The organism is Aminobacter sp. MET-1 (assembly GCF_026521175.1).
Taxonomy (GTDB): Bacteria; Pseudomonadota; Alphaproteobacteria; order Rhizobiales; family Rhizobiaceae; genus Aminobacter.
Map to the genome: position 1 here is coordinate 68,261 of NZ_JAMSHL010000001.1, position 22,977 is coordinate 91,237.

Sequence of the window (22,977 nt, forward strand, 5' to 3'; positions counted from 1 at the left end):
GCCGTCCGGCGGGGCGGCGTCCGGTAACATTTTGAATCCGAGCCCTTCGATCCCCTGAAATCGATTTCGGCAGCAGGGTTCCTGTGCTAGGAGCGGCACTCGATGGACGCCAAGAATGCCATGAACACAAGCCTCATCGCCAAGCGCGGCCGCTGGGCCGTGGCTGCAGCCTTCTTCACCAATGGCTTCGTCACCGGAAGCTGGGCGCCGCAGATCCCGCTGCTGCTCGGCCGCCTCGAGATCAGCGAATTCGTGCTCGGCCTGCTCATACTGGTGTTCGGTCTGGGTGCGCTGACGGCCATGCCGTTCTCGGGCTATCTGATGTCCAAGCGCGGCTCGCGTCCGGTCGTCATCGGCTTTGCCTGGATCGTCGTCTTTGCGCTGCTTTTGGTGGCGCTGGCGCCCAATGTTTGGGTCGCGGCACTCACCATGTTCATCTTCGGCGGTTCCATCGGCGCCATGGATGTCGCCATGAACGCCAATGCGGTGGCCGTCGAAAAGAAGCTGTCGCGCGCCATCATGTCGTCGTCGCACGGCTTCTGGAGCCTCGGCGGCTTTGCCGGTGGCGGGCTCGGTGGCATCATCATCCTCAACTATGGCCATCTCGCCCATGCCGGCTTCGTCACGGTCGCCGCAGGCCTCATGGCTGCGTTCGCCCTGCGCCACCTGGTCACCGAGGACAAGCCGGTCGCGCATGAACACCATCACTTCCGCCTGCCGCGTCTGCCTGTCATCTATCTCGTCGGCATCATGGCGCTGTTTTCGATGATACCAGAGGGGGCGGTGCTCGACTGGGCAGCGCTCTATCTCAAGCAGGAACTGGGTGCGGACATCGCCACTGCCGGCTTCGCCTTTGCTGCCTTCTCCGGCATCATGGCGCTGATGCGGTTCCTCGGCGATGGTGTGCGCAACCGCTTCGGCGCCGTCAACACGTTGCGGGTTTCGGCACTGATCGCCGCCAGCGGCATGCTTGCGGCCGGTCTCGCACCCAATCCATGGGTCGCCATCGTCGCCTTCGCCCTGTGCGGCATGGGCGTCGCCAACATGGTGCCGATCGCGTTCTCCGCTGCCGGCAACCAGCCGGGCGTGGTTCCCAATGTCGGCATGAGCGTGGTCACCACCATGGGCTATTCCGGTATTCTGGTGGCGCCGTCGGCGATCGGTTTCGTTGCCGGGCACATCGGCTTCTCCACGGTCTTCATCGTGCTGTCAGGCTTCCTCGTGGTCGTCTGCACGATGGCGGGGCTTGCCCGCCATGCCGACTTCCGTGCAGTGCCTCAGGCAGCGCCTGCCGAATAGGCCTTCAGGCTGTCGTGAAGAAAATCCGCGACGCGGCGGATGCGGACGCTGGCGCGCACGTCGCGGTGCATGGCGAGCCAGACAGGCAGAACAGGCAAAGGCAGGTCGGCCAACACCACCTCCAGCCGCGGCTCATGGTGGATGAGCGGCTCCTGGCCGATGCCAATGCCGTTGCCAGATCGCACGGCCTGCCAGAGCACGATGTGGTTGTCGCTGCGCAGGCGGAACCCATGCCTGTCGATGCCGGGGACGAAATGCTCGAAGCCCCGCACCATCTCGTCGCTGCGGTCGAAGCCGATCAGGTCGTGATCGCCGAGTTCGTGCGGTTTAGCCGGGCGGCCGCGGCGCTCCAGATAGTCTGAGGTGGCGCAGAAACGCAGCTGGATATCGGTCACCTTGCGTGCCACCAGTTCGTTCTGCGCCGGCCGCACCATACGGATGGCAATGTCGGCGTCGCGGCGCAGCAGGTTCTCGACCTGGTTCGAGGCAACGATCTCAATCTCGATGCCGGGCTCGTCGATCCCCAGCCGGGCCAGCATCGACGGCAGAACATGGGCGGCCACCATCTCGCTGGCGGCAATGCGGACGGTGCCTTCTATGGCCTCGACCGAGCCAAGCGCCAGACGGGAGAAAGCGGTTGCCTCGGCGCTGACGGCGCGGCCACGCTCGAACAACAGGCTGCCTGCTTCGGTCAGCACGTAACCCTGTCGTCCGCGCCGGAACAGCGTCACGTCAAGCGCCTGTTCCAGTTCGGCGATATGCCGACCCAGCGTCGGTTGGCTGGCTGCGAGCTTGCGGGCTGCGGCTGACAGGCTGCCGCTCTCTGCGACCGCCACGAAGCTGCGAATGAGGTTCCAGTCGATCTCGGACATCTATTCAATAATGAATGACAGAGTTCCAAAATCAAGCAATTTCAATTCGCCAGCGCATGACGAGAATGAGGTCATAGCCATCCAACTGGAGTGACCGAAATGACCAGGATTGCAATTCTGGGTGCCCGTGGCCGGCTTGGCCGCGCAGTCGCCAAGGCATTTCTTGAGGCCGGATATGAGGTGCGGGCAATCACCCGCGACGGTAAACTGCCGAGCGACCTGAAGGGCGCCGAAGGCATCGCAGCCGACGCGCTCGACCGAGCCCGGCTTATCGACGCCACAGCCGGCGTCGACATCGTCTTCAACGGCTTGAGCCCAGTCTATTCGGACTGGAGTTCGGTCCTGCCCATGGCGGAAAACGCCATGGCTGCCTGCCATGCGAATGGCGCGCAGCACCTGGCGGCAGGCACCGTCTACAATTTTGGCTCGCCCATGCCCGCAATCATCACCGAGGATACGCCGCAGCGCCCGACCACCGAGAAGGGGCGCATCAGGGCCGAGCAGGAACAGCTCTACCGCCGCGAGGCAGAGGCAGGGCGGGTCCGCACGATTCTGCTTCGGGCGGGCGACTTCTTCGGCGGCAGGGGAACCGGGTCGTGGTTCGACCTGGTGATCGCGTCCAAGCTGGCCAAGGGCGTCTACACTGCACCGGGGCCGGTCGAACTTGTCCATGCCTGGGCCTATCTGCCCGACCTCGCCAGGGCCTTCGTGGCGCTCGCCGACAAGCGCAGGCAGCTTGGTGCCTATGAAAGCTTCAATTTCCCCGGCCATTCGCTCACCGATCTGGAGATCAAGGCATCGATGGAAAGGATCGTCGGCCACAAGCTCAAGCTCGCCAGTATGCCCTGGTGGGTGCTGCGCGCCGGCAGCCCGTTCGTGCCGATGTGGAAAGCGATCGTGTCGATGGCCTATCTGCGCTTCGAGCCGCATCGTCTCGTCTCGTCACGGCTGGAGGCGACAATCGGTGAAATCCCCCACACGCCTCTCGATGCCGCGGTGGCAGGGGCGCTGGCAGACCTCGGCCTGCTGTCGACCGAGGCCGGGCGCAAGGCGGCCTGACACGGCTGTCAGATCCGGCCCATAAGCAACAGCACCAGAACTACGATGAGCAGGATGCCGACGATGCCTGATGGTCCGTAGCCCCAGGAGCGTGAGTGCGGCCAGGCCGGCACTGCGCCGATCAGGATCAGAATCAGGATGATGAGGAGCAGGGTGATCATTTCACGGCCTCGTCTGTCGATTGCGACAAAGGCTGAACGCAAAAGGCCGCCCGGGTGTTCCGGGCGGCCTTTTCAGTCAGATGACCTGTTGCCTATTCGGCGGCCTTCGGGAAGACAGCTCCAGCCTCGCCGGCATCTGCCGCCGGAACGCCGGCTTCCACCTTGGTCTTGCCGCGGCGGAAGAGGCGACCGAACCAGCCGCGCTCGCCCTGTTTGCGCTTGTCGCGGGTGAACACCATCAGCATCGCAGGGGTCACCACCAGCGTCAGCACCGTCGCGAACGACAGGCCGAAGACGATGGCCGAGGAGAGCGCGATCCACCACTGTGTCGACGGCGCATTTATCGTCGTTTCATGGTGGAAGATCTCGAGGCCGAGGCCGAAGGCGATCGGCATGACGCCGAGGATGGCCGAGAGTGCGGTCAGCACCACGGGACGTGCGCGCTCGCGGCACGTCTGCAGCACTGCGTCGCGCTTGCTCCAACCTTCTTCGCGCAGCCGGTCATAGGTGTCGATCAGCACGATGTTGTTGTTCACCACCACGCCGGCCAGTGCGATGAAGCCGATGCCGGACATGACGATGACGAAGGTCTGCCCGGTCAACAGCATGCCGAGCAGCGCCCCGATCACCGCCATGACAACGCAGGACAAGACCAGGAACACGCTGGTGAACTTGTTGAACTGCGCCAGCAGCACGATGAAGATCAGGAAGATCGCCGCACCGAAGGCGTTGCTGAGGAAGGCAGCAGCTTCCGCGCTGTCTTCGTTCGAACCCGCAAGCTTCCAGTCGACGCCAGGCTTGGCCATGTCGCCGACGGTCTTGGCAACCGCCGCCTGCACTTCGGCGACCTGGAAGCCGCCTGCCACGTTTGCCTGGACCGTGATGGTGCGCTTTCCGTCGATGCGCTTGAGGACACCGACTGTCGGTTCCGGCTTGCGCGAGACGAAATTGGAGATCGGCACGGAACCCTGTGCGGTCTCGATGCGCAGCTCGTCGAGCGCCGACAGCGTGCGGCGGTCTTCCGGCAAACGCAGCCGGATGTCCACGGCATCGTCGGTGCCCGCAGGGCGGTAGTCGGTCAGCTTCAGGCCAGTCGTCACCAACTGGACGGCGGTGCCGACTGCCATCGGGCTGACGCCGAACTGCGCAGCCTTGGAGCGGTCGACCTGGAGAGCCCAGTCGACGCCGGGGGGCGGCAGGCCATCGGAGATGTCGATGACACCAGGCACCTTGGCCACGGCGGCCGCGACATCCCTGGCATAGTCGTTCAGCCCGGCCGGATCCGTCGCCGAGAGCTGCACCTGAATGGCCTTGCCGGTCGGCGGGCCAGCGTCAGGAACGCGCACTTCGACGTCGACGCCCGGAATGCCGGCCATCGCGACACGCAGGTCGTCGAGGATCTTGTGAGCCGACTGGCGCTCGCGCCAATCGATGAACTCGTAGTTGATGACGCCGACGACGTCTTCCGGAATGTCCTCGCCACCGCGCGTCTTGCCGACCTTGGTCAGCACCGACTTGATGCCCGGCCAGCCGATGATCCGCTGCTCGGCAATACGGGTCGCAGCATCCATCTCTTCAAGCGAGAGGTTGCCGCGGGCATGTACGTAGAGCAGGCCATAGTCCGGCTCCACCGACGGGAAGAACTCGACGCCGTTGCCGAACTTCACATAGGAGTACAGTCCCCCGCCAAGCAGCATCATCGTCAGCGCGATGGCGGTGATCGGATAGGCCACCGCCTTCTTGACGACCGCCATATAGACGCCGTCGCGATTTTCCTCTTCGCCGTGCAGCGGCGCCTTGCCGATGATCGCGCCGATCGCCGGAGCGAAGATCAGCGCGTAGGCCATCGATGCGGCAAGAGTGACAATCAGCGTGATCGGCAGGTACTTCATGAAGTCGCCGACGATGCCGGGCCAGAACAGCAGCGGCGAGAAGGCCGCGATGCGGGTCAGGGTCGCCGCGATGACCGGTCCGGCCATGCGCTTGGCAGCTTCCTCGAAGGCCTGTTCCTTGGGCATGCCTTCCGACATGCGGCGCTCGGCATATTCGGTGACGATGATCGCGTCGTCGACGAGCATGCCGACTGCCAGGATGAGCGAGAACAGCACGATCATGTTGATCGTGTAGCCCATCAGGGCGAGCAGCAGGATGCCGATCAGGAACGAGGACGGGATCGCCAGTCCGATCAGCATCGAGGCGCGCCCTGACAGCGCGTAGAGAATGACGATGAAGACCAGGATGACGGCAATCATCACGTGGTTCTGCAGGTCATTGAGCAGCTGGTTGACGAAGACCGACTTGTCCTGGGTGTAGGTCACCTGCAGGTCGGGCAGCGCCTGCTTGCTCTTTGCCACGAACTCTTCGGCGATCTTCTTCGAGCCCTCGATGGTCTCGACGACGTTGGCGCCGATGCGCTTCTTGACCGCAAGCGTGATGGCCGGCCTGCCGTCGATGCGGGCGATCGTCTCGGCGTCCTTGAAGGTCGAACGCACGGTGGCGAGGTCGCGAACCCTGACGACGGCGTTGGGGCCGGCGACGACCGGGAGGTTTGCGACATCTTCAGGCGTTTCGATCAGCGACGGCACCTTGACTGCGTATTTGCCTTCCGAACCCTCGATGGCGCCGGCGGCGACAAGGCTGTTCGATGCACCGACGCCCTGGATCATCTGGTCGAGCTGCAGGCCGTAGGAGGACAGCTTCACCGGATCGATGATCGCCTCGACGAGCTCGTCACGCGAGCCCTGGATCTCGGCCTCGAGCACGCCGGGCACCTCTTCGATGCGGTCGCGCAGCTCTTTGGCGGCGGCGGTCAGCGTGCGTTCCGGAATATCGCCGGAAAGCGTGATGAACACGACCGGGAATTCGGAGAGGTTCACCTCGTTGACGGTCGGTTCTTCCACGCCGGCGGGCAGGTCGCGCTTGGCGTCCTGCACCTTGTTGCGTGTATCGATCAGCGCGTCGCCGAGGTTCACCGACGGGTCGAACTCGACGATGACGTTGGCGCCGCCCTGATAGGCGTTCGACTTCATCTCCTTGAGCCCCTTGAGGCTCTTGAGCTGGGATTCGACCGGTCTGAGGAGCAGGCGCTCGGCGTCCTCGGGCGAGATGCCTTGATAGACAAGGCTGACATACATGATCGGAATCGCGACGTCCGGCTCTGCCTCCTTGGGCACGGCGCGGTAGGCAAGCGCCCCCGCGATGACCAGGAAGAGCAGGACCGAAAGGGTCAGTCGCGCATTGCGGATCGCAAGGCTGACGATATCCATTGTTACTGTGTCCCAGCCGCGCTTTCAGCGAGTTTCTTGAGGGCCGCCTCGTCGGCGGCCTGGGCCTTCACTTCATCGCCTTCCTTGACCAGGTCCTGGCCGGCGATGATGATCCTGGCGTCAGCGGGAATGCCGCCGAGCACGAGGCCGTTCTGGGTATCGTCGACCAGATCGATCGGGAAGAAGACGACCTTCGACGCTGCGTTGACGGCGCGGATGCCGAGGTCGCCATTCTGGCTCAGCGTCACCACCGAACGGGGCAGCACCACCGCATCGGTCGGATTGGCGCGCACAGTGATTTCAGCGGTCATGCCGGCCGGGATGGCGTTGTCCTTGTTCGGGACGGCGATCTCGATCGGAAAGGTACGGGTCTTGGCTGTGGCGTCGCGGCTGATGTAGCGGACCGTGCCCTTGACCTCTTCGCCGTTGATCAGGCGCACGTCGGCCTCGTCGCCGATCTTGACGTAGCGCAGGTCGCGTTCGCTGATCTCGCCCTTGGCGAGGATCGGGTCGAGGCTGAGCATCGTGGCCACTTCGCCGCCCTGCGTCACCGAGGAGCCAAGCTCCACTGCAACGCGATCGACGACGCCGTTGAACGGAGCCTTGACCTGGTTGCGCGACAATTCGGCTTCGGACGCCTGGAGCTGCGACTGCGCGGTCTGGAAATTGGACCAGGCGATGTCGGCGGTCAGCTTGGCAGCCGATCCGGCCTTCGTCAGCTTCTGGGCTGCTTCCCATTCGGCCTTGCGCTGCGACAGCACGGCATTGGCGGTATCCACCGCGGCTGCCTTTTCTTCGGCGTCGAGCATCAGGATCAGGTCGCCCTGCTTGATGTGGTCGCCCTGTTTGACCGGCAGTTCGGCAATGATGCCTGCGGCGCGGGTGGCAAGGGTTGCGCGCTTTTCGGCCTCGGTCTGGCCGGAAATGCGAATGGCGCGGGCGTGTTCGGTGCGCGGCGGCACGACGACGGCGACCGTGCGTGCCGGCGCCTTGGGCGTTTCGGCCACGGCCGGTTTTTCTTCGGGGGTCGTCTGGGCGCTGCCTACCGAGGAGAATTCGCCGGTGCCCATCCAGGCGGCGAAACCGACGAGCACGACCAAGGCTGCAAGCTTGTGGAACCTAATCTTCGACATGTCGTTATCCGTTAAAGACGGTTACGGCTTCACCGCCAACTTGCTTGGCGCGTCGGCCCGATATGGGAGCGCGCAATGCCGTGTTCAATCCGCCGTGGGGGCAAAATGGCGGAAGGGCGTCTTCTACATCAAATGTGAAGCACGAAATAGTGATAAAAAGTAATGGAAATATCATCCTGACAAAATGGCAGCAGTTGTCAGGTAATGTGCTTCCAATCCCGCTTTCGGCGGCTTTTCGCGACAGCTAGCCGTGCTGGCGCACCGCTGAAGGTCTGGTTCTGGTCGCTAGGAATTCGCGGACGCGGCGCCCTGTCGCCGGGCCTCGCATCGGTTTGAAGCCGTCGTCCAACTCGCCCGAAAGGTCGAGCGTTGCAACCTTGCCCACCGAATCAAAATTGTCTTCCAGCCAGTCGCTCGCTGCAGTCCGACCGAGATCGCGCAAGTATTCGAGGAAGGCCCACTCGGCGTTTATCTTCGAGGATGCCGACAGATCCTTGAAGGCTTCGTCGGCGTCGATGCGATGCATGCGGATGTCACGGTATTCGCCATGCGGCAGGCGCCCGGCCGCGATAAGCTCCTTGATGAAGGCGATGGCACGGAACTCGCGCAACAGCCCGGCATTGAAGGTGATCTCGTCGATGCGGTTCTGGATTTCGTTGGCCGTCCTCGGCGTCTCCTCGCGCACCACCGGATTGATCTGCACCAGCAGCACGTCCTCGGTGTCGTTGGCCTTGAAGAACGGATAGATCGCCGGATTGCCGCCGTAGCCGCCGTCCCAATAAGGTACGCCCTTGATCTCCACTGCCTGAAATATCTGCGGCAGGCAAGCCGAGGCCATCACCGTATTCAGGTCGATCTCGCCATCGCTGAAGACGCGCAATTGGCCGGTCTCGACATTGGTCGCCGAGATGAAGAGGTCGATGTCGGTGCAGGCCCTGACATTGGCGAAGTCGATCTGTTCGGCAACGACATCGCGCAGCGGATTGAGGTTCAGCGGATTGGCGAGGTAGGGCGAGAACACCCGCGACATGGTGTCGAACCAGATGTAGCCGGGCGTGTTTTCGATCGACCAGTTACCCCATGCCATGTCCCAGGGCGAACGTTGCACGGGGCTGAAGCGACCCTTGCGCGCCACCGCTCGCCAGAAGTCGTCCAGCTTGGCGCGGGCACCGTCGCGGCCGCCGCGCACCCAGCCGTCGGCAAGCGCAACGGCATTCATCGCACCCGCACTGGTGCCCGACACGGCCTTGAAGTCGAGCCGGCCGTCCTCGAGCAGCCGGTCGAGTACGCCCCAGGAGAAGGCTCCGTGCGAGCCTCCACCCTGGAGCGCGATGTTTATGGGTTTCGTCTCCTCCGCCTTGCCGTTTCCAGTCATGGCGTCTTCCGATCCGATGCTTCTTGTTTACTGGGCGGTCCAGCCGCCATCGACGGAGATATGGGTGCCGTTGATCTGGGCTGCCGCCGGCGAGGCGAGGAAGACAGCGGTCGCCGCCACCTGTTGGACGGTGACGAACTCCTTGGTCGGCTGGCGATCGAGCATGACCTCGCGGATCACCGTGTCGCGGTCCATGTTGTGGGCCTTCATCTGGTCGGGGATCTGGGCTTCGACCAGCGGGGTCAGCACATAGCCGGGGCAAATGGCATTGCAGGTGATGTTCTGCTGCGCGACCTCAAGTGCCACCGTCTTGGTCAGTCCCATGATGCCGTGCTTGGCCGAGACATAAGCCGACTTGTAGGCCGAGGCGACCAGCCCGTGAGCGGAGGCGATGTTGATGATGCGCCCACCGCCGGCCTTCTTCATCAAGGGCAGTGCCGCCGCAATCGTGTGGAACGCCGAGGTCAGGTTGATGGCGATGATCGCGTCCCACTTGTCGATGGGGAACTCGTCGACCGGGGCGACATGCTGGATGCCGGCATTGTTGACCAAGATATCGGCCGATCCGAAGCGTTCTGCCGCCCTGGTCACCAGAGCGCGGCAGTCCGCGCCCTTCGACATGTCTGCCTGTACGTAGATCGCCTCGACGCCATGCCTGCCGGCGATGCCTTCGGCGATGGCGTGGTCGGCCGGTGTGTCCGAGAAGGAGTTGACGACGACATTGCAGCCTTCGGCGGCAAATGCCTCGGCGATTGCGAGGCCGATGCCCGAGGTCGAGCCGGTGACAATGGCGGTTCTGCGCGTGCTCATTCTGAATCCTGCGGTGTCGGTTTCATGTTGCGATGCAACATATACGTCCTGAATGGCGCAATAAAAGCGCCGTGTCCGCACGGTTTCGTGAAATTGCCGCGCGAGCGGGCGATTTTCCTGCCGGCGACGCTACACTCGTCGTCCGGCAGGCATGACAATGGAGCCACTTGTCGTTGCAGGCCAGCTTCGCCCTTGGCGGGCGCGACTACCTGCGATATTGACATCGCGTGCCGAGCGCTCCACCTCAGGCGCGGATACCTCGAGCTTAAAGGCCGTCCATGTCCGGCTACTTCTCCTCTCCATTTCCTCGCCGCCATTCCGTCGGCGTCGATGTCGGCGGCGTGATCGTCGGTGGCTCGGCACCTGTCGTCGTCCAGTCGATGACCAACACCGACACGGCCGACATCGACAAGACGGTCGCCCAGGTGGCCGCACTGCATCGCGCCGGCTCCGAGATCGTGCGTATCACCGTCGACCGCGACGAGAGTGCGGCCGCCGTGCCGCATATCCGCGATCGGCTGGCCCGTCTCGGCGTCAACGTGCCGCTGGTCGGCGATTTCCATTACATCGGCCACAAGCTGCTCGCCGATCATCCGGCCTGCGCCGAAGCCTTGGCGAAATATCGCATCAATCCGGGCAATGTCGGCTTCAAGGACAAGAAGGACAAGCAGTTCGGCGATATCGTCGAGATGGCGATCCGCCATGACAAGCCGGTGCGCATCGGCGTCAACTGGGGGTCGCTCGACCAGGACCTGCTGACCCGTCTCATGGACGAGAACCAGGAAAACGGCTCGCCGCTCACCGCCAACCAGGTGATGCGCGAGGCGATAGTCCAGTCGGCGCTGATCTCGGCCGACCTGGCCGAGGAAATCGGTTTGCCGCGCGACAAGATCATCCTGTCGGCCAAGGTCAGCCAGGTGCAGGACCTGATCGCGGTCTACACCATGCTTGCCAGCCGCTCCGACCATGCGCTGCATCTCGGACTGACCGAGGCCGGCATGGGCTCCAAGGGCATCGTCGCCTCGTCGGCGGCCATGGGCATCCTTCTGCAGCAGGGCATCGGCGACACCATCCGCATCTCGCTGACGCCGGAGCCGAACGGCGATCGCACCCGCGAAGTGCAGGTGTCGCAGGAACTGCTCCAGACCATGGGCTTCCGCCAGTTCGTGCCGATCGTCGCTGCCTGCCCAGGCTGCGGCCGTACCACCTCGACCGTCTTCCAGGAACTGGCCCAGACCATCCAGGAAGACCTGCGCAAGAACATGCCGGTGTGGCGCGAGAAGTATCCCGGTGTCGAGGAGCTGAAGGTTGCTGTCATGGGTTGCATCGTCAACGGCCCGGGCGAATCCAAGCATGCCGACATCGGCATCTCGCTGCCCGGTACCGGCGAAACGCCGTCCGCTCCCGTCTTCGTCGACGGCAAGAAGGCCGCCACCTTGCGTGGTCCCGCCATCGCCGCCGACTTCGAGAAGATGGTCGCCGACTACATCGAGCAGCGGTTCGGGCGCGGCGGCAGGGCCGCAGCCGAGTAGCGATGCAGCGCCTGGCGAGGGCAGCGCTGGCTTGCCTCGTCGCGCTGGCGATTGCCGGGCCTGCGCTCGCGGACCCGCCGCGGTCGCGCAAGAAGGATCACGTCGCCCGTGTCTGCGACCTGATCGACATCCATGCCAGGCAGGAGGGGCTGCCCAGCGAGTTCTTCGCGCGGCTGATCTGGAAGGAGAGCCGCTTCGACCCCAATGCGGTCAGCCCGGCGGGCGCCGAGGGCATCGCCCAGTTCATGCCCGGAACTGCCGCGATGCGCGGGCTAACCGATCCTTTCGACATGGAACAGGCGATCCCGGCCTCGGCGCGCTATCTCGGCGAACTCAAGCGCGGTTTCGGCAATCTCGGCCTTGCGGCTGCAGCCTACAATGCCGGTGAAAACAGGGTGACGCGCTGGCTGTCGTCTGGCGGGTTCCTGCCGCTCGAGACCGAGGACTATGTGCTCGACATCATGGGCGAGCCGGCCGACAGCTTCTCCGACAAGGCCTATGCCGGCACCAACCGTCCGCTCGATGCCGCGACGCCGTTCCTCGACGCCTGCCGCAACCTGCCGGTCATCATGTCGGCCACGATCCCGATGGCGACGGTCCATGTGAAGCCCTGGGGTATCCAGGTCGCCGGCAATTTCCGGCGCGGGGTGGCAATCGGCCAATGGCAGCGGATGAGGGCGCGGTTCCCGGCACTGCTTGCGTCGCATGATCCAGTCGTCAGTCGCATCAGGACCCCGATGGGGCGGCGCGGCGTCTATGCGGTCAGGATCGGGGCCGATGATCGCGCCGAGGCCGATACGATCTGCCAGAGCCTGCACAAGGCGGGCGGCTCCTGCATCGTGCTCCGCAACCGCTGATCCCTAGGCTAGCGCGGCGTGCCTGCCTTCGGCGAGCACGCCGTGCAGGCTTTCCGCGTCCGCTGCGCCGCGCAGCCTTGCAACCGCAGTCTCGTCGCGCAGCAGCCGCGCGATCTTGGCCAACACGTTAAGGTGCTCCTGCGGCGAGGCCTCCGGCATCAGCAGCAGGACCACGATGTCGACATCCTGGCCGTCGATGGCTTCGAACGGGCAGCGCGCTTGCAGTCTGGCAAGCAGGCCGAACGGTCGCTGCAATCCATGCATCTTGGCGTGGGGAATGGCGACGCCGAGGCCCAGGCCGGTCGAGCCAAGCTTTTCGCGGGTTGAGAGTACCGAGACGATCTCGCCGGCCTGAACGCCGATACGCCGGGAGGCGAGCACGGACAGCTCCTTGAGCAGCCGCGTCTTGCCCTCCGGCCTGAGGTCGAGGACGACGTCCTCGACCGAAATCACGTCGCATATGTCCATGGTCAGTTGGAGAGCATGCCGGCGAGCGCCAGTCCGCCCAGAACGATGCCGGTGACGACAAAAAGCCGGGTGAACATGAAAGGGTCGGTCTGGGGCACCGAAGCATGGTCGTTCGCAGCCTTTCGCGCAGGGCGGACGGCAGCGTCGGATTTGTCGGCACCGGCCATCCGGTGCGTCAGGTGAGCGCGCAGCATCGCAGTCTTCCTTTGTTGTGCGCCGGGCGGCTGTGGCCGCATCCGGTCGCGTCAGGAAGCTAGAGATGGCCGCATCAGGATTCGAGACAGGACCGACAGCGAAGAAATAAGGAAGTCATAAAGGCGCAGCGCTTGAAACGAGAAGCGGCGCCCTGGGACGCCGCGTGATCGTTGCATAGCTGGACGCCTGGTGTCGTTCGTCAGGCCGATTGAACCAATTCGGCGCTCTCGCTCAGCCAGGTGCCGATCTTGGTGCCGAGCTTGTCGGGCGACACCGGCTTGGGCAGGTAGTCGTCCATGCCGGCATCCAGGCATTTCTCGCGGTCACCCTTCAGCGCATGCGCCGTTACTCCGATGATGGGCGTGCGGGTGCCGTTGGCTTCTTCCTCGGCGCGAATGGCGCGTGTCGCTTCGTAACCGTTCATCTCGGGCATCGAGACGTCCATCAGGATCAGCTTGGGCCTGAAGGTGCGGTACATCTCGACTGCCGTGCGGCCGTTGCCGGCGATGCGGTGGCTGAGCCCCAGGCCCGACAGGATCTGGCCGAAGACCAGCTGGTTGACCTCGTTGTCCTCGGCTACCAGAACGTCGAGCGCTCCGCCTTGTAATGGGCCTGGTTCGGGCTGGGCGAGCGGCGCTTGCGCCGGGCCACGAATGACGGTGAAGGCCGGCTGCTGGGTCTGCCTGACCGGTTCGCGGACGAACTGCGTCCGTCCGGCCTGGGAGCGCGCCTTCTGCACAGCGGCAATCACGGTGCCGAGCAGCACCGCCGAACGGGCCGGCTTGGTCAGGTGCGCGGCGATGCCGAAATCGAGCACCATGCGGCTGAAGTCGATCTGGTCGACCGAGGTCAGCAGCACGACGGGGATCGATGACGTGCGGCTGTCGGCGGCGATGGCCTTGGCAACGTCGGCGCCATTCATGCCCGGCATCTGGTAATCGAGGATGACGCAATCGACGCTGGCACCGAGCTGGGCAGCGCGGTCGAGGAAGGCGAGCCCGATGGCGCCGCTTTCGGCCGCGGCGCAGTCGAAGCCCCAGCTCTTGAGTTGCTCCAGAAGGATCTCGCGGTTGACCGGATTGTCGTCGATGACCAGCACGCGCGCCCCGGTCACGTCGACGGGAACGCCGGTACCGGTGTCTTGTGCCTCATAGGCGGGCAGCATGGCGGTGAACCAGAACACCGAACCCTTGCCGAGCTCGCTTTCGACGCCGATATGGCCGCTCATCAGGTCGACCAGGCGGGCGGCGATGGCGAGGCCAAGGCCAGTGCCTTCATGACGGCGGGTCGAGCTGCCGTCGACCTGGGCGAACTTCTCGAAGACGCTCTGCAGCTTGTCTGCGGGGATGCCGATGCCGGTGTCCTCGACGCGCACCTTCAGCGCCACCGTGTCGTCGACCGGCTCGCCTGTCACGTCGACCAGCACGTGGCCGCGCTCGGTGAACTTCACGGCGTTGCCGAGCATGTTGGTGATGATCTGGCGGAAGCGACCGACGTCGCCGATTACATGGCTGGGCAGGCGCGGATCGACGCGGACGATGAGTTCGAGATTCTTTTCGGCGACGCGTGCCGAGATCAGGGTCGCCACGTCCTCGACCGCTTCGCCGAGATGGAACGGGGCTGGGTCGAGGGTCAACTGGCCGGCGTTGATCTTGGAGAAGTCGAGCACGTCGTTGATGATGGTCAAAAGCGCGTTGCCCGATTTCACGATGACATCGGTGAAGGTCTTCTGGCGCGGGGTTAGGTCCGTGCGGGCGAGAAGCTCGGCCATGCCGAGCACGCCGTTCATCGGCGTGCGAATCTCATGGCTCATATTGGCGAGGAATTCCGATTTGGCGCGGTCGGCCGCCTCGGCCTTCGACAATGATTCTGCGGTCTCGGCAAAGGCACGGCGGATGGCATTTTCCATCGGGCGGAAGACCCAGAAGGCGACGCCGCCGATGACAAGCATCAAAAGCACGCTTGCCATCATCAGCAGGTTGTCGCTGCGTGCTTCCGCGACGCGGCGTTCCTCTTCCATAACGTTGCGTGCCCGCACTAGCATCGGCTGGGCAAACAGGTCGTTCTGGTTGCGGATCTCGCGATAGCTCCACTCGCTGGCGTTCTGGGCGGTGGCGAGGGCACTGAGATTGCGCGCCATATCGCGCGCCGACCAGAACAGGTCGCCATTGACCGCGGCACTGTCCAGCTCGCGTTGCGACTTGGTCGACAGGTCTGGGCGCACCGCGTCGATTGCGGTGCTCAGTTCGGTGATGCCGCCTTCGATGCGGGCAGCGTGATTGCGTGCGGCAGAGGCGAGCGCCTCGCGCGTCTCCGGGCGCCAGGCCGTCGTCGTGGTTTCGGCGAAGCTCGTGGCGTTTCGCAATTCACGTGTGAAGGACTGCAGATGCGAGGCGATGTCGTCGACATCGCGGCGGAAGGCATTGCCCTGGTTGAAGGCGGCCATGACCGCGGCTGACGTCGCGGCGAAGATCAGGAGACCCGACAGGTATCTGATCCGTATCGAACGGATGAAGGACGAGTGCTCCGGCATGCGCAACCCCAAACACATACGCACAATTTTATGGAGCTGGAATAGACACTATTAACATTAAGAGATTCTGACCCGCACCAAGCCTGGCGCAGGCACGAATCTACTGGCTGTCAGGCCGGATCAGCTGTTGCGCTCGGCCACGAAGCTTGCGGCCGCCTTGAGCATCGCACCGCCTTCGCCGAAGGGCTCGAGCAGGGCATGCGCCTGGGTCACCAGACCGGCGAGCTGGGCGCGGGCCCAGTTGGCGCCATGGAGAGAAACCAGCGTCGCCTTGCCGGCGGCCGCATCCTTGCCCGTCGCCTTGCCCATGGTCTTGGCGTCCGCCGTGAGGTCGAGCAGATCGTCGGCAAGCTGAAAGGCGAGGCCGATGGCCGAGCCGAATTCGGCGAGCGTTTCGCGCTCGGCGGTAGAGGCGCCGGCGATGATGGCGCCGGCCTCGCAGGCAAAGCGGATCAGCGCGCCTGTCTTCATCGCTTGCAGACGGATGATACCAGCCTCGTCGGGCTTGTTGCGTTCGGCGTCGAGGTCGAGCGCCTGGCCGCCGACCATGCCGCCGGGGCCGGCGGCGCGGGCAAGCGCCAGGACCAGGGCTGCGCGACGCTCGGCCGGCAGATGGGTGGCCTCGTCGGCGATAATGTCGAAGGCAAAGGTCAAGAGGCCGTCGCCGGCCAGGATCGCAGTCGCCTCGTCGAACGCCTTGTGGACGGTCGGTTGGCCGCGGCGCAGGTCGTCATCGTCCATCGCCGGCAGGTCGTCATGGATGAGCGAATAGCAATGTACGCATTCGAGTGCGGTAGCGACACGCAGCGCAGCCTCGCCGTCGGCGTCAAAGAGCGCGGCGCTTTCCAGCACCAGGAACGGGCGCAGCCGCTTGCCGCCGTTCAGCGCACCATGGCGCATCGCCGCCATCAGGTGACCGGGCCGCGATATCTCGCCCGACAGCATATGGTCGCTGAGCAGGTGACCGAGTTGGGTCTCGACGGCGTCGGCGCGCAGTCTCAAGGCGGTTTCGAACATGATATCGCTGTCGATCGTCATGGTGGCGAGCGGTAGCGGACACACAGACGTTGCGCAAGAAGCCAAGCGCCTTTATGCCGAAAGGCTGACAGGCAAGGGCAGGCGGGTTGGCGGAACCGATCATAGAGCCGGAAACCGAAGGGCTGGACATGGCTGCAGCGCGACGCGGGATCCTCTCGCGCGGAAGCCTGCGCCGCTGGGTGCGGCTCGGGGCGCTTGCGGCTGCGGCCTTGATCGCTCTGCCGGTCGTGCTGACCATTCTCTATTTGCCACCCTTCGTGCGGCCGATCTCCACCCTTATGGTCAAGGACATCGTCACCTTGCAGGGCTACGACCGGCAATGGGTGGCGCTCGACGATATCGCCCCGGTGCTCGCCCATTCCGTCATCATGTCCGAGGACGGGCAGTTCTGTTCGCACCGGGGCGTCGATCTCGGCGAGCTTCGTGGCGTCATCAGCGATGCGCTGGATGGCGAATCGACCCGCGGTGCCTCGACCATCCCGATGCAGACGGTGAAGAACCTCTATCTCTGGAACGGCCGCTCATTCATCCGGAAGGCGGCGGAGCTGCCGCTGGCGATCTATTTCGATGCGCTGATGTCCAAGCGGCGGATCATGGAGATTTATCTCAACATCGCCGAGTGGGGCCCGAACATCTACGGCATCGAGGCGGCCTCGCAGCACTATTTTGGCAAGCCCGCAAGCCAGCTCAGTCGGCGGCAGGCAGCACTCCTGGCGGTAACGCTGCCGAACCCCGCCGCACGCAACCCGGCCAAGCCGGGTGCCGGGCTCAGGCGGCTTGCTTCGGTGATCGAGCGCCGTGCCTCAAGGGCAGGCGCTTATGTCCAGTGTCTGGACTAGCGCCGGCATTGTGCGTCGGCTGAAAAAAGAGTCGGTTCGGGCTGGTCAAGCTTGGCCTCGCCGTGTATAGGCTCCCCGACTTCTTCATATTCCGGCCTTGGATGCGGCCCTTTCACGAGGGCGGACAGGGTCACTTGACCGATTAGTGGAGTGTATCCATGGCTGTTCCAAAACGAAAAACCTCCCCGTCCAAGCGCGGCATGCGCCGTTCGGCTGACGCCCTCAAGTCCCCGACCTATGTCGAGGACAAGAACTCGGGCGAAATGCGCCGTCCGCACCACATCGACCTGAAGACCGGCATGTATCGCGGTCGCCAGGTTCTGACGCCGAAGGAAAGCTGAGAAGCTTCTTCCGGACGGGCTTAGATCAGAAAGGACCGGCTTTGCCGGTCCTTTCTTTTTGTGCGTCGGTGATCGGGTGAAGCCACGAAGTCCTTGACCGAAGCGGCCGGGCCCCTTCTACAAGGGCGAGCAAAACGCGGAGTAGCTTTATGCTTGCCGGCATCCCCCTTCTGATCGTGCCCTTCATTCTCTACAACGCCGGCCTTGCCGGGTTGTTCGGCAGCGGCCCCGCGGGGGATCCGTGGCAGACCACGGTCGTCTCGCTCGGCATGATGTCGGGCGGCGTCTTCACGCTCACCCTCGGCGACCTGCTGATCGTCGTTGCGCTGCTTCTGTTCTTCGTCGAGATCGTCAAGGCGACCCGCACGGGCAGCGCCTCTGTCATCGACCACCTGCTGTCGACCTTCGTCTTCGTGGCGTTCCTGGTCGAGTTCCTGCTGATGCGCGGCGCCACCAGCTCGGTCTTCTTCATCCTGGTGGTAATCGCCCTGCTCGACGTCCTGGCTGGCTTCTCGGTCTCGATCCGATCGGCCAACCGCGACGTCACCTTCGGCCGCGACTAGAGCGTCGCCGCGATTCCCTCGAATCGCGAAAACGCGCTCTTTGGTTTGATGCGGTTTCCGACGGAAAGCCGCGTCATGCCTTGTCTGGGATCGCCTCAGACCTTGGCAACGAAGCCGGCCGCCTCGATGCCGGCCATTGCCGCCAGCTCGTCATTGTCAGACGTGTCGCCGGAAATGCCGACGGCACCCAGCACATCGCCGTCCTTGTTGCGGATCAGCACGCCGCCGGGGACCGGCACGATCTTGCCGCCCGATACCGCCGACAGTCCCTGGAAGAAATGTGGACGCTCTACGGCTGCAACTCCGAGCGCACGCGAGCTGGTGCCCACGGCGAGCGCGCCATAGGCCTTGCCCGAGGCAACCTCGGCGCGGATGAAGGGCGCGCGGTCCTGGCGCTGGAATGCCAGGAGATGGCCGCCGGCATCGAGCACGGCAACGCCCAGCGGCTTGAAGTCCTGCTGGGCGCCCAGTTCGAATGCGGTGGTAATGATGGCGTTGGCCTTGGCCAGCGTCAGTTCGGTCATGATGGGGTTCCTCCGATGTTGCGCGCCTAGAAAACACGCTCGGTGAGCAGAGCAAAACCCTGCGTCAGGTTGAAAATCTCTCGCCTGAAAGGGTAGGGCAGGGTGGCGTACGGTTGGCTTTGGCGCTGGCGCCGGAGTGAGAAGCCGTCGGGCTTAGATGATGAGTTGCGCTGCCCCAGTGGGGGGCTGAACCCGACAGCTCCCCGGCGTTCTCAAACAAAAAGCCCCAGCCCTTCGCTGTCGCTCCGGGCGTTCGGCACTCAAAAAGCCAAGCAGTTGGCTTTTTGAGTGCGCTCTGGGCCGACCGTGCCTCACCCCATAGAATCGATCTTGCGCTGCATTGCAGCGAGCTGTTCCTTCAGCTCCTTGAGATCGTCGGGCTTCTCGGCTGCTTCCTTCCGTGCCGGCTCGGCCGGCGCGCTGCCCGAAGCGGCCGGGAAGGGCGTGAACATGCGCATGGCGTTCTGGAACAGCTCCATGTTGCGCCGGGTCTGCTCTTCCAGCGCCTTCATCGGCGTGGCGCCCTTCATCATATCCATAGGCGCCTTGCCGAAGGTCGACTTCATCTGCTCGCGGAAGCGTTCCTGTTCCTTGGCAAAGGCGATCATCGACTGCTCGAGGAAGCTCGGCACCACCATCTGCATCTGGTCGCCATAGAACGAAATCAACTGGCGCAGGAACGGGATCGGCAGCATGTTCTGCCCGTCCTTGTTCTCCAGCTCGAAGATGATCTGGGTCAGCACCGGATGGGTGATGTCCTCGCCGGACTTGGCATCCTGCACGGTGAATTCTTCGCCCTTCTTGACCATTTCGGCCAAGTCCTCGAGCGTCACATAAGTGCTCGTGCCGGTATTGTAGAGCCGCCGGTTGGCGTATTTCTTGATCACCACCGGCTCGTCTTTTGCAGGCATCAGCATCCTCCCCCGGAAGACCGGATTGCCGTGTAAGCAGCCGGTAACATTGCGCCTCGGGGGCAGGATACGCGCAAAGCAACTGCAAATCCAAGCGCTTTGTGCAGTGCAAGAACGAGAAGCCCGGACATGCCGGCAAAAAAATGCTGCGCAGCATTGCTGCACTGCAAGCGCAGCATGAGCCGCTAGCCGATTTTCCGGTTTGACTCGGGTCCTGGAACGGGCAAGAAAAGTCGTGAGCGCCAATTTCTTCGACGCACAACAAACCTTCTCGTTTCACCAAGTCTGGAGAGAAACATGTCCGCCTCCACCTCCATCGTCGTCGCCAGTGCGGCACGCACGCCGGTCGGTTCGTTCAACGGCGCCTTCGCCAACACGCCGGCGCATGAGCTGGGTGCGATCGCGGTCAGGGAGGCGCTGGCGCGTGCCGGCGTCGATGCCAAGGAAGTCGACGAGGTCATCCTCGGCCAGATCTTGACGGCAGGTGCGGGGCAGAACCCAGCGCGCCAGGCGGCCATGGCTGCCGGCATCCCGCAGGAGGCGACTGCCTGGGGCCTCAACCAGCTCTGCGGTTCGGGCCTGCGCACCATCGCCATCGGCATGCAGCAGATCGCCATCGGCGACGCCAAGATCATCGTCGCCGGCGGCCAGGAATCGATGTCCATGGCGCCGCACTGCCAGCACCTGCGCGGCGGCGTGAAGATGGGCGACTTCAAGATGATCGACACGATGATCAAGGACGGCCTGACAGACGCCTTCTACGGCTACCACATGGGCAACACCGCCGAGAACGTCGCCCGCCAATGGCAGCTGACCCGCGAGGAGCAGGACCGCTTTGCTGTTGCCTCGCAGAACAAGGCCGAAGCTGCCCAGGTTGCCGGCCGTTTCAAGGACGAGATCGTGCCGGTCACGATCAAGGGCAAGAAGGGCGATACCATCGTCGACCAGGACGAATACATCCGTGCCGGCACGACCATGGATGCGCTGGCCAAGCTGCGTCCGGCCTTCGACAAGGAAGGCACCGTCACCGCTGGCAACGCATCCGGCATCAATGACGGCGCGGCCGCCGTGGTGCTGATGAGCGAGGCGGAAGCGGTGCGACGCGGCCTGACGCCGCTCGTGCGCATCGTTTCGTGGGCAACCGCTGGAGTCGATCCGCAGATCATGGGCACCGGCCCGATCCCGGCCTCGCGCAAGGCGCTCGAGAAGGCTGGCTGGTCGGTCGGCGATCTCGACCTAGTCGAGGCCAATGAAGCCTTTGCGGCGCAGGCCTGCGCGGTCAACAAGGACATGGGCTGGAACCCTGACATCGTCAACGTCAATGGCGGCGCGATTGCCATCGGCCATCCGGTCGGCGCGTCGGGCGCCCGCGTCTTCAACACGCTGGTCTACGAGATGCGGCGGCGTGGAGCCAAAAAGGGTCTGGCGACCCTGTGCATCGGCGGCGGCATGGGCGTCGCGATGTGTGTCGAGGCGATGTAAATCGAAATGCGAGAGGGCGGCCTAAGTGCCGCCCTCTTCGTCTTTAAATGCCTGTCATAAGGGCAAGTCATCCAAGCAGCAGAAAAGGGGAAACGAATGGGTAAGGTCGCACTCGTCACCGGCGGATCGCGCGGCATTGGTGCCGCTATTTCGATCGCGCTGAAAAACGCGGGCTACTCGGTCGCTGCCAACTATGCCGGCAACGACGAGGCCGCGCAGAAGTTCAAGGCAGAGACGGGTATTCCGGTCTACAAATGGTCGGTCGCCGACTATGACGCCTGCGAGGCCGGCATCAGGCAGGTGGAGGCCGATCTTGGCCCGGTTGCGGTGCTGGTCAACAACGCCGGCATCACCCGCGACTCGATGTTCCACAAGATGACGCGCGAGCAGTGGAAGGAAGTCATCGACACCAACCTGCATGGCGTCTTCAACATGACCCACCCGCTGTGGAGCGGTATGCGCGACCGCAAGTTCGGCCGCGTCATCACCATCTCCTCGATCAACGGCCAAAAGGGCCAGGCGGGCCAGGCCAACTATTCGGCGTCGAAGGCCGGCGACATCGGCTTCACCAAGGCGCTGGCGCAGGAGGGCGCACGCGCCGGCATCACGGTCAACGTCATCTGCCCCGGCTACATCGCCACCGAAATGGTGATGGCAGTTCCCGAGAAGGTGCGCGAATCGATCATCGCCCAGATTCCGGTCGGCCGTCTCGGCGAGCCCGAGGAAATTGCGCGCTGCGTGGTGTTCCTGGCCTCCGACGAGTCGGGCTTTGTCACCGGCGCGACGCTGACCGCCAATGGCGGGCAGTATTTCGTCTGACCGCCCGTCAGCATTTCAACAGTGGAAAACGGCGCCTTTCGGCGCCGTTTTTTTCTTGGCAAGGAAGTCGGGTTTGTTCACTCGCTCTCGAACAGCGCCTTGTGCGTGATGCCAGCCAGGATGGCGCCGACGATCGGCGCGACCCAGAACAACCACAGTTGCTGCAGGGCGATGCCGCCGACGAACAGCGCCGGTCCGGTCGAACGCGCTGGGTTGACCGACGTGTTGGTGACCGGGATCGAGATCAGGTGGATCAGGGTCAGCGCCAGGCCGATGGCGATGGGGGCGAAGCCCTTGGGCACACGGCCATGGGTCGAGCCGAGGATGATCATCAGGAACATGAAGGTCAGCACGACCTCGATGACCAGTGCGGACGTCATGCCGTATTTGCCGGGCGATGCATCGCCATAGCCGTTGGTGGCGAAGCCGCCGATGCCGGCAAAGTCGGCCTTGCCGCTGACGATCACATAGAGCACCGCCGAGGCGACGACGGCGCCCAACACTTGGGCGATCACATAGGGGATCAGGTCCTTGGCGTCGAAGCGGCCGCCGACCAGCAGGCCGACCGAAACGGCCGGGTTGAAGTGGCCGCCGGAAATGCCGCCGACAGCATAGGCCATGGTGAGAACGGTCAGGCCGAACGCAAACGCAACGCCGAGAAAGCCGATGCCGAGATCGGGGTATGCCGCCGCAAGGACGGCGCTGCCGCAGCCGCCGAAGACGAGCCAGAATGTGCCGAAGAACTCGGCGAACAGTCGTTTCATGTTGGTCCCTCCAGTGTCGTGCGCCTGCGCGGTGCGCCGCATTTTCCGGAGGCCCTGTCCAGGCAACCCCGCCGCACAGACTCAACCTGGCCATGGAGACACGCGTCGGCGTTGTACACAACCAGCGAGTATGACC

22 protein-coding genes are annotated in these 22,977 nt (G+C 64.0%); 9 read left to right on the forward strand and 13 right to left on the reverse strand.

Translation table 11 applies throughout. The features are described 5' to 3' along the window. Positions 1–102 precede the first annotated feature (102 nt). Complete coding sequence (locus NDO48_RS00325; protein ID WP_018430064.1) at positions 103–1,299, forward strand: MFS transporter; 1,197 nt, start codon at positions 103–105, stop codon at positions 1,297–1,299. Here the strand turns inward: NDO48_RS00325 and NDO48_RS00330 are convergent. Next, on the reverse strand, positions 1,278–2,171 hold the full coding sequence (locus NDO48_RS00330; protein ID WP_018430063.1) for a LysR family transcriptional regulator: 894 nt from the start codon (positions 2,169–2,171) through the stop codon (positions 1,278–1,280). The two genes, NDO48_RS00325 and NDO48_RS00330, sit on opposite strands and share 22 nt — an antisense overlap. A 99-nt stretch (positions 2,172–2,270) precedes the next feature. Here NDO48_RS00330 and NDO48_RS00335 point away from each other — a divergent pair, with 99 nt between their 5' ends. Then, complete coding sequence (locus NDO48_RS00335) at positions 2,271–3,230, forward strand: NAD-dependent epimerase/dehydratase family protein (RefSeq protein WP_267320670.1); 960 nt, start codon at positions 2,271–2,273, stop codon at positions 3,228–3,230. Between the two features lie 8 nt (positions 3,231–3,238). On the opposite strand, the gene NDO48_RS00340 is transcribed toward NDO48_RS00335, so the two are convergent. The 5 genes from NDO48_RS00340 to NDO48_RS00360 form a co-directional block, all read right to left on the reverse strand. After that, a complete protein-coding gene (locus tag NDO48_RS00340) occupies positions 3,239–3,391 on the reverse strand; it encodes a DUF3309 family protein (protein WP_018430061.1) in 153 nt (50 codons plus the stop codon). 92 nt (positions 3,392–3,483) lie between these two features. Continuing rightward, a complete protein-coding gene (locus NDO48_RS00345; protein WP_267320671.1) occupies positions 3,484–6,657 on the reverse strand; it encodes an efflux RND transporter permease subunit in 3,174 nt (1,057 codons plus the stop codon). A 2-nt stretch (positions 6,658–6,659) separates the two neighbouring features. Continuing rightward, entirely contained in the window at positions 6,660–7,790 is a 1,131-nt protein-coding gene (locus tag NDO48_RS00350; protein WP_018430059.1) for an efflux RND transporter periplasmic adaptor subunit, read from the reverse strand. A gap of 244 nt (positions 7,791–8,034) precedes the next feature. After that, on the reverse strand, positions 8,035–9,165 hold the full coding sequence (locus NDO48_RS00355) for a patatin-like phospholipase family protein (protein ID WP_018430058.1): 1,131 nt from the start codon (positions 9,163–9,165) through the stop codon (positions 8,035–8,037). A gap of 27 nt (positions 9,166–9,192) precedes the next feature. Next, positions 9,193–9,975, reverse strand: coding sequence for a 3-hydroxybutyrate dehydrogenase (locus tag NDO48_RS00360; RefSeq protein ID WP_018430057.1), 783 nt, complete (start codon positions 9,973–9,975; stop codon positions 9,193–9,195). A 278-nt stretch (positions 9,976–10,253) separates the two neighbouring features. Here NDO48_RS00360 and ispG point away from each other — a divergent pair, with 278 nt between their 5' ends. Beyond that, positions 10,254–11,507, forward strand: a complete 1,254-nt coding sequence (ispG, locus tag NDO48_RS00365; protein ID WP_018430056.1) for a flavodoxin-dependent (E)-4-hydroxy-3-methylbut-2-enyl-diphosphate synthase — start codon at positions 10,254–10,256, stop codon at positions 11,505–11,507. 2 nt (positions 11,508–11,509) lie between these two features. Beyond that, positions 11,510–12,364, forward strand: coding sequence for a lytic transglycosylase domain-containing protein (locus NDO48_RS00370; protein WP_018430055.1), 855 nt, complete (start codon positions 11,510–11,512; stop codon positions 12,362–12,364). Between the two features lie 3 nt (positions 12,365–12,367). Here NDO48_RS00370 and NDO48_RS00375 read toward each other — a convergent pair whose 3' ends face one another. The 4 genes from NDO48_RS00375 to NDO48_RS00390 all read right to left on the reverse strand — a co-directional run bounded on the left by NDO48_RS00375 (position 12,368) and on the right by NDO48_RS00390 (position 16,598). Next, positions 12,368–12,832 (reverse strand): PTS sugar transporter subunit IIA, encoded by a 465-nt coding sequence (locus NDO48_RS00375; RefSeq protein ID WP_267320672.1) that lies wholly within the window; start codon positions 12,830–12,832, stop codon positions 12,368–12,370. Between the two features lie 2 nt (positions 12,833–12,834). Beyond that, entirely contained in the window at positions 12,835–13,026 is a 192-nt protein-coding gene (locus tag NDO48_RS00380; protein ID WP_157632812.1) for a hypothetical protein, read from the reverse strand. Positions 13,027–13,226: 200 nt separating this feature from the next. Then, positions 13,227–15,560: a response regulator gene (locus NDO48_RS00385; protein ID WP_018430052.1), complete on the reverse strand. Its 2,334-nt coding sequence runs from the start codon at positions 15,558–15,560 to the stop codon at positions 13,227–13,229. A gap of 120 nt (positions 15,561–15,680) precedes the next feature. Next, on the reverse strand, positions 15,681–16,598 hold the full coding sequence (locus NDO48_RS00390) for a polyprenyl synthetase family protein (RefSeq protein ID WP_026227617.1): 918 nt from the start codon (positions 16,596–16,598) through the stop codon (positions 15,681–15,683). A 128-nt stretch (positions 16,599–16,726) separates the two neighbouring features. Between NDO48_RS00390 and mtgA the strand changes: the two genes are divergently transcribed. The 3 genes from mtgA to NDO48_RS00405 all read left to right on the forward strand — a co-directional run bounded on the left by mtgA (position 16,727) and on the right by NDO48_RS00405 (position 18,341). Then, the gene (mtgA, locus tag NDO48_RS00395) at positions 16,727–17,437 is read left to right on the forward strand and encodes a monofunctional biosynthetic peptidoglycan transglycosylase (RefSeq protein ID WP_267320673.1); all 711 of its coding nucleotides are present in this window, start codon (positions 16,727–16,729) and stop codon (positions 17,435–17,437) included. A 158-nt stretch (positions 17,438–17,595) separates the two neighbouring features. Further along, positions 17,596–17,778: a 50S ribosomal protein L32 gene (gene rpmF / locus NDO48_RS00400; RefSeq protein WP_026227616.1), complete on the forward strand. Its 183-nt coding sequence runs from the start codon at positions 17,596–17,598 to the stop codon at positions 17,776–17,778. A gap of 149 nt (positions 17,779–17,927) precedes the next feature. Next, on the forward strand, positions 17,928–18,341 hold the full coding sequence (locus NDO48_RS00405) for a hypothetical protein (protein ID WP_018430048.1): 414 nt from the start codon (positions 17,928–17,930) through the stop codon (positions 18,339–18,341). A gap of 95 nt (positions 18,342–18,436) precedes the next feature. Here NDO48_RS00405 and NDO48_RS00410 read toward each other — a convergent pair whose 3' ends face one another. Both NDO48_RS00410 and phaR read right to left on the reverse strand, forming a co-directional pair. After that, positions 18,437–18,865 (reverse strand): GlcG/HbpS family heme-binding protein, encoded by a 429-nt coding sequence (locus tag NDO48_RS00410; RefSeq protein ID WP_018430047.1) that lies wholly within the window; start codon positions 18,863–18,865, stop codon positions 18,437–18,439. Positions 18,866–19,176: 311 nt separating this feature from the next. Then, a complete protein-coding gene (gene phaR / locus NDO48_RS00415) occupies positions 19,177–19,776 on the reverse strand; it encodes a polyhydroxyalkanoate synthesis repressor PhaR (protein WP_026227615.1) in 600 nt (199 codons plus the stop codon). 297 nt (positions 19,777–20,073) lie between these two features. Here phaR and NDO48_RS00420 point away from each other — a divergent pair, with 297 nt between their 5' ends. Continuing rightward, entirely contained in the window at positions 20,074–21,258 is a 1,185-nt protein-coding gene (locus NDO48_RS00420; RefSeq protein WP_018430045.1) for an acetyl-CoA C-acetyltransferase, read from the forward strand. 96 nt (positions 21,259–21,354) lie between these two features. Continuing rightward, positions 21,355–22,077, forward strand: coding sequence for a beta-ketoacyl-ACP reductase (locus NDO48_RS00425; RefSeq protein WP_018430044.1), 723 nt, complete (start codon positions 21,355–21,357; stop codon positions 22,075–22,077). A 77-nt stretch (positions 22,078–22,154) separates the two neighbouring features. On the opposite strand, the gene aqpZ is transcribed toward NDO48_RS00425, so the two are convergent. Beyond that, entirely contained in the window at positions 22,155–22,841 is a 687-nt protein-coding gene (aqpZ, locus tag NDO48_RS00430; RefSeq protein ID WP_026227614.1) for an aquaporin Z, read from the reverse strand. Positions 22,842–22,977: the final 136 nt, after the last annotated feature.

Bases quoted from the DNA above. Each gene is read 5' to 3' on its own strand.
- mtgA (WP_267320673.1), top strand. From the start codon at position 16,727: ATGGCTGCAGCGCGACGCGGGATCCTCTCGCGCGGAAGCCTGCGCCGC.
- NDO48_RS00370 (WP_018430055.1), top strand. From the start codon at position 11,510: ATGCAGCGCCTGGCGAGGGCAGCGCTGGCTTGCCTCGTCGCGCTGGCG.
- NDO48_RS00380 (WP_157632812.1), bottom strand. From the start codon at position 13,026: ATGCTGCGCGCTCACCTGACGCACCGGATGGCCGGTGCCGACAAATCC.
- NDO48_RS00360 (WP_018430057.1), bottom strand. From the start codon at position 9,975: ATGAGCACGCGCAGAACCGCCATTGTCACCGGCTCGACCTCGGGCATC.
- ispG (WP_018430056.1), top strand. From the start codon at position 10,254: ATGTCCGGCTACTTCTCCTCTCCATTTCCTCGCCGCCATTCCGTCGGC.
- NDO48_RS00410 (WP_018430047.1), bottom strand. From the start codon at position 18,865: ATGACCGAACTGACGCTGGCCAAGGCCAACGCCATCATTACCACCGCA.
- NDO48_RS00405 (WP_018430048.1), top strand. From the start codon at position 17,928: ATGCTTGCCGGCATCCCCCTTCTGATCGTGCCCTTCATTCTCTACAAC.
- rpmF (WP_026227616.1), top strand. From the start codon at position 17,596: ATGGCTGTTCCAAAACGAAAAACCTCCCCGTCCAAGCGCGGCATGCGC.
- NDO48_RS00330 (WP_018430063.1), bottom strand. From the start codon at position 2,171: ATGTCCGAGATCGACTGGAACCTCATTCGCAGCTTCGTGGCGGTCGCA.
- NDO48_RS00390 (WP_026227617.1), bottom strand. From the start codon at position 16,598: ATGACGATCGACAGCGATATCATGTTCGAAACCGCCTTGAGACTGCGC.
- NDO48_RS00350 (WP_018430059.1), bottom strand. From the start codon at position 7,790: ATGTCGAAGATTAGGTTCCACAAGCTTGCAGCCTTGGTCGTGCTCGTC.
- NDO48_RS00340 (WP_018430061.1), bottom strand. From the start codon at position 3,391: ATGATCACCCTGCTCCTCATCATCCTGATTCTGATCCTGATCGGCGCA.
- NDO48_RS00355 (WP_018430058.1), bottom strand. From the start codon at position 9,165: ATGACTGGAAACGGCAAGGCGGAGGAGACGAAACCCATAAACATCGCG.
- NDO48_RS00345 (WP_267320671.1), bottom strand. From the start codon at position 6,657: ATGGATATCGTCAGCCTTGCGATCCGCAATGCGCGACTGACCCTTTCG.
- NDO48_RS00325 (WP_018430064.1), top strand. From the start codon at position 103: ATGGACGCCAAGAATGCCATGAACACAAGCCTCATCGCCAAGCGCGGC.
- NDO48_RS00425 (WP_018430044.1), top strand. From the start codon at position 21,355: ATGGGTAAGGTCGCACTCGTCACCGGCGGATCGCGCGGCATTGGTGCC.
- phaR (WP_026227615.1), bottom strand. From the start codon at position 19,776: ATGCCTGCAAAAGACGAGCCGGTGGTGATCAAGAAATACGCCAACCGG.
- aqpZ (WP_026227614.1), bottom strand. From the start codon at position 22,841: ATGAAACGACTGTTCGCCGAGTTCTTCGGCACATTCTGGCTCGTCTTC.
- NDO48_RS00375 (WP_267320672.1), bottom strand. From the start codon at position 12,832: ATGGACATATGCGACGTGATTTCGGTCGAGGACGTCGTCCTCGACCTC.
- NDO48_RS00335 (WP_267320670.1), top strand. From the start codon at position 2,271: ATGACCAGGATTGCAATTCTGGGTGCCCGTGGCCGGCTTGGCCGCGCA.
- NDO48_RS00420 (WP_018430045.1), top strand. From the start codon at position 20,074: ATGTCCGCCTCCACCTCCATCGTCGTCGCCAGTGCGGCACGCACGCCG.
- NDO48_RS00385 (WP_018430052.1), bottom strand. From the start codon at position 15,560: ATGCCGGAGCACTCGTCCTTCATCCGTTCGATACGGATCAGATACCTG.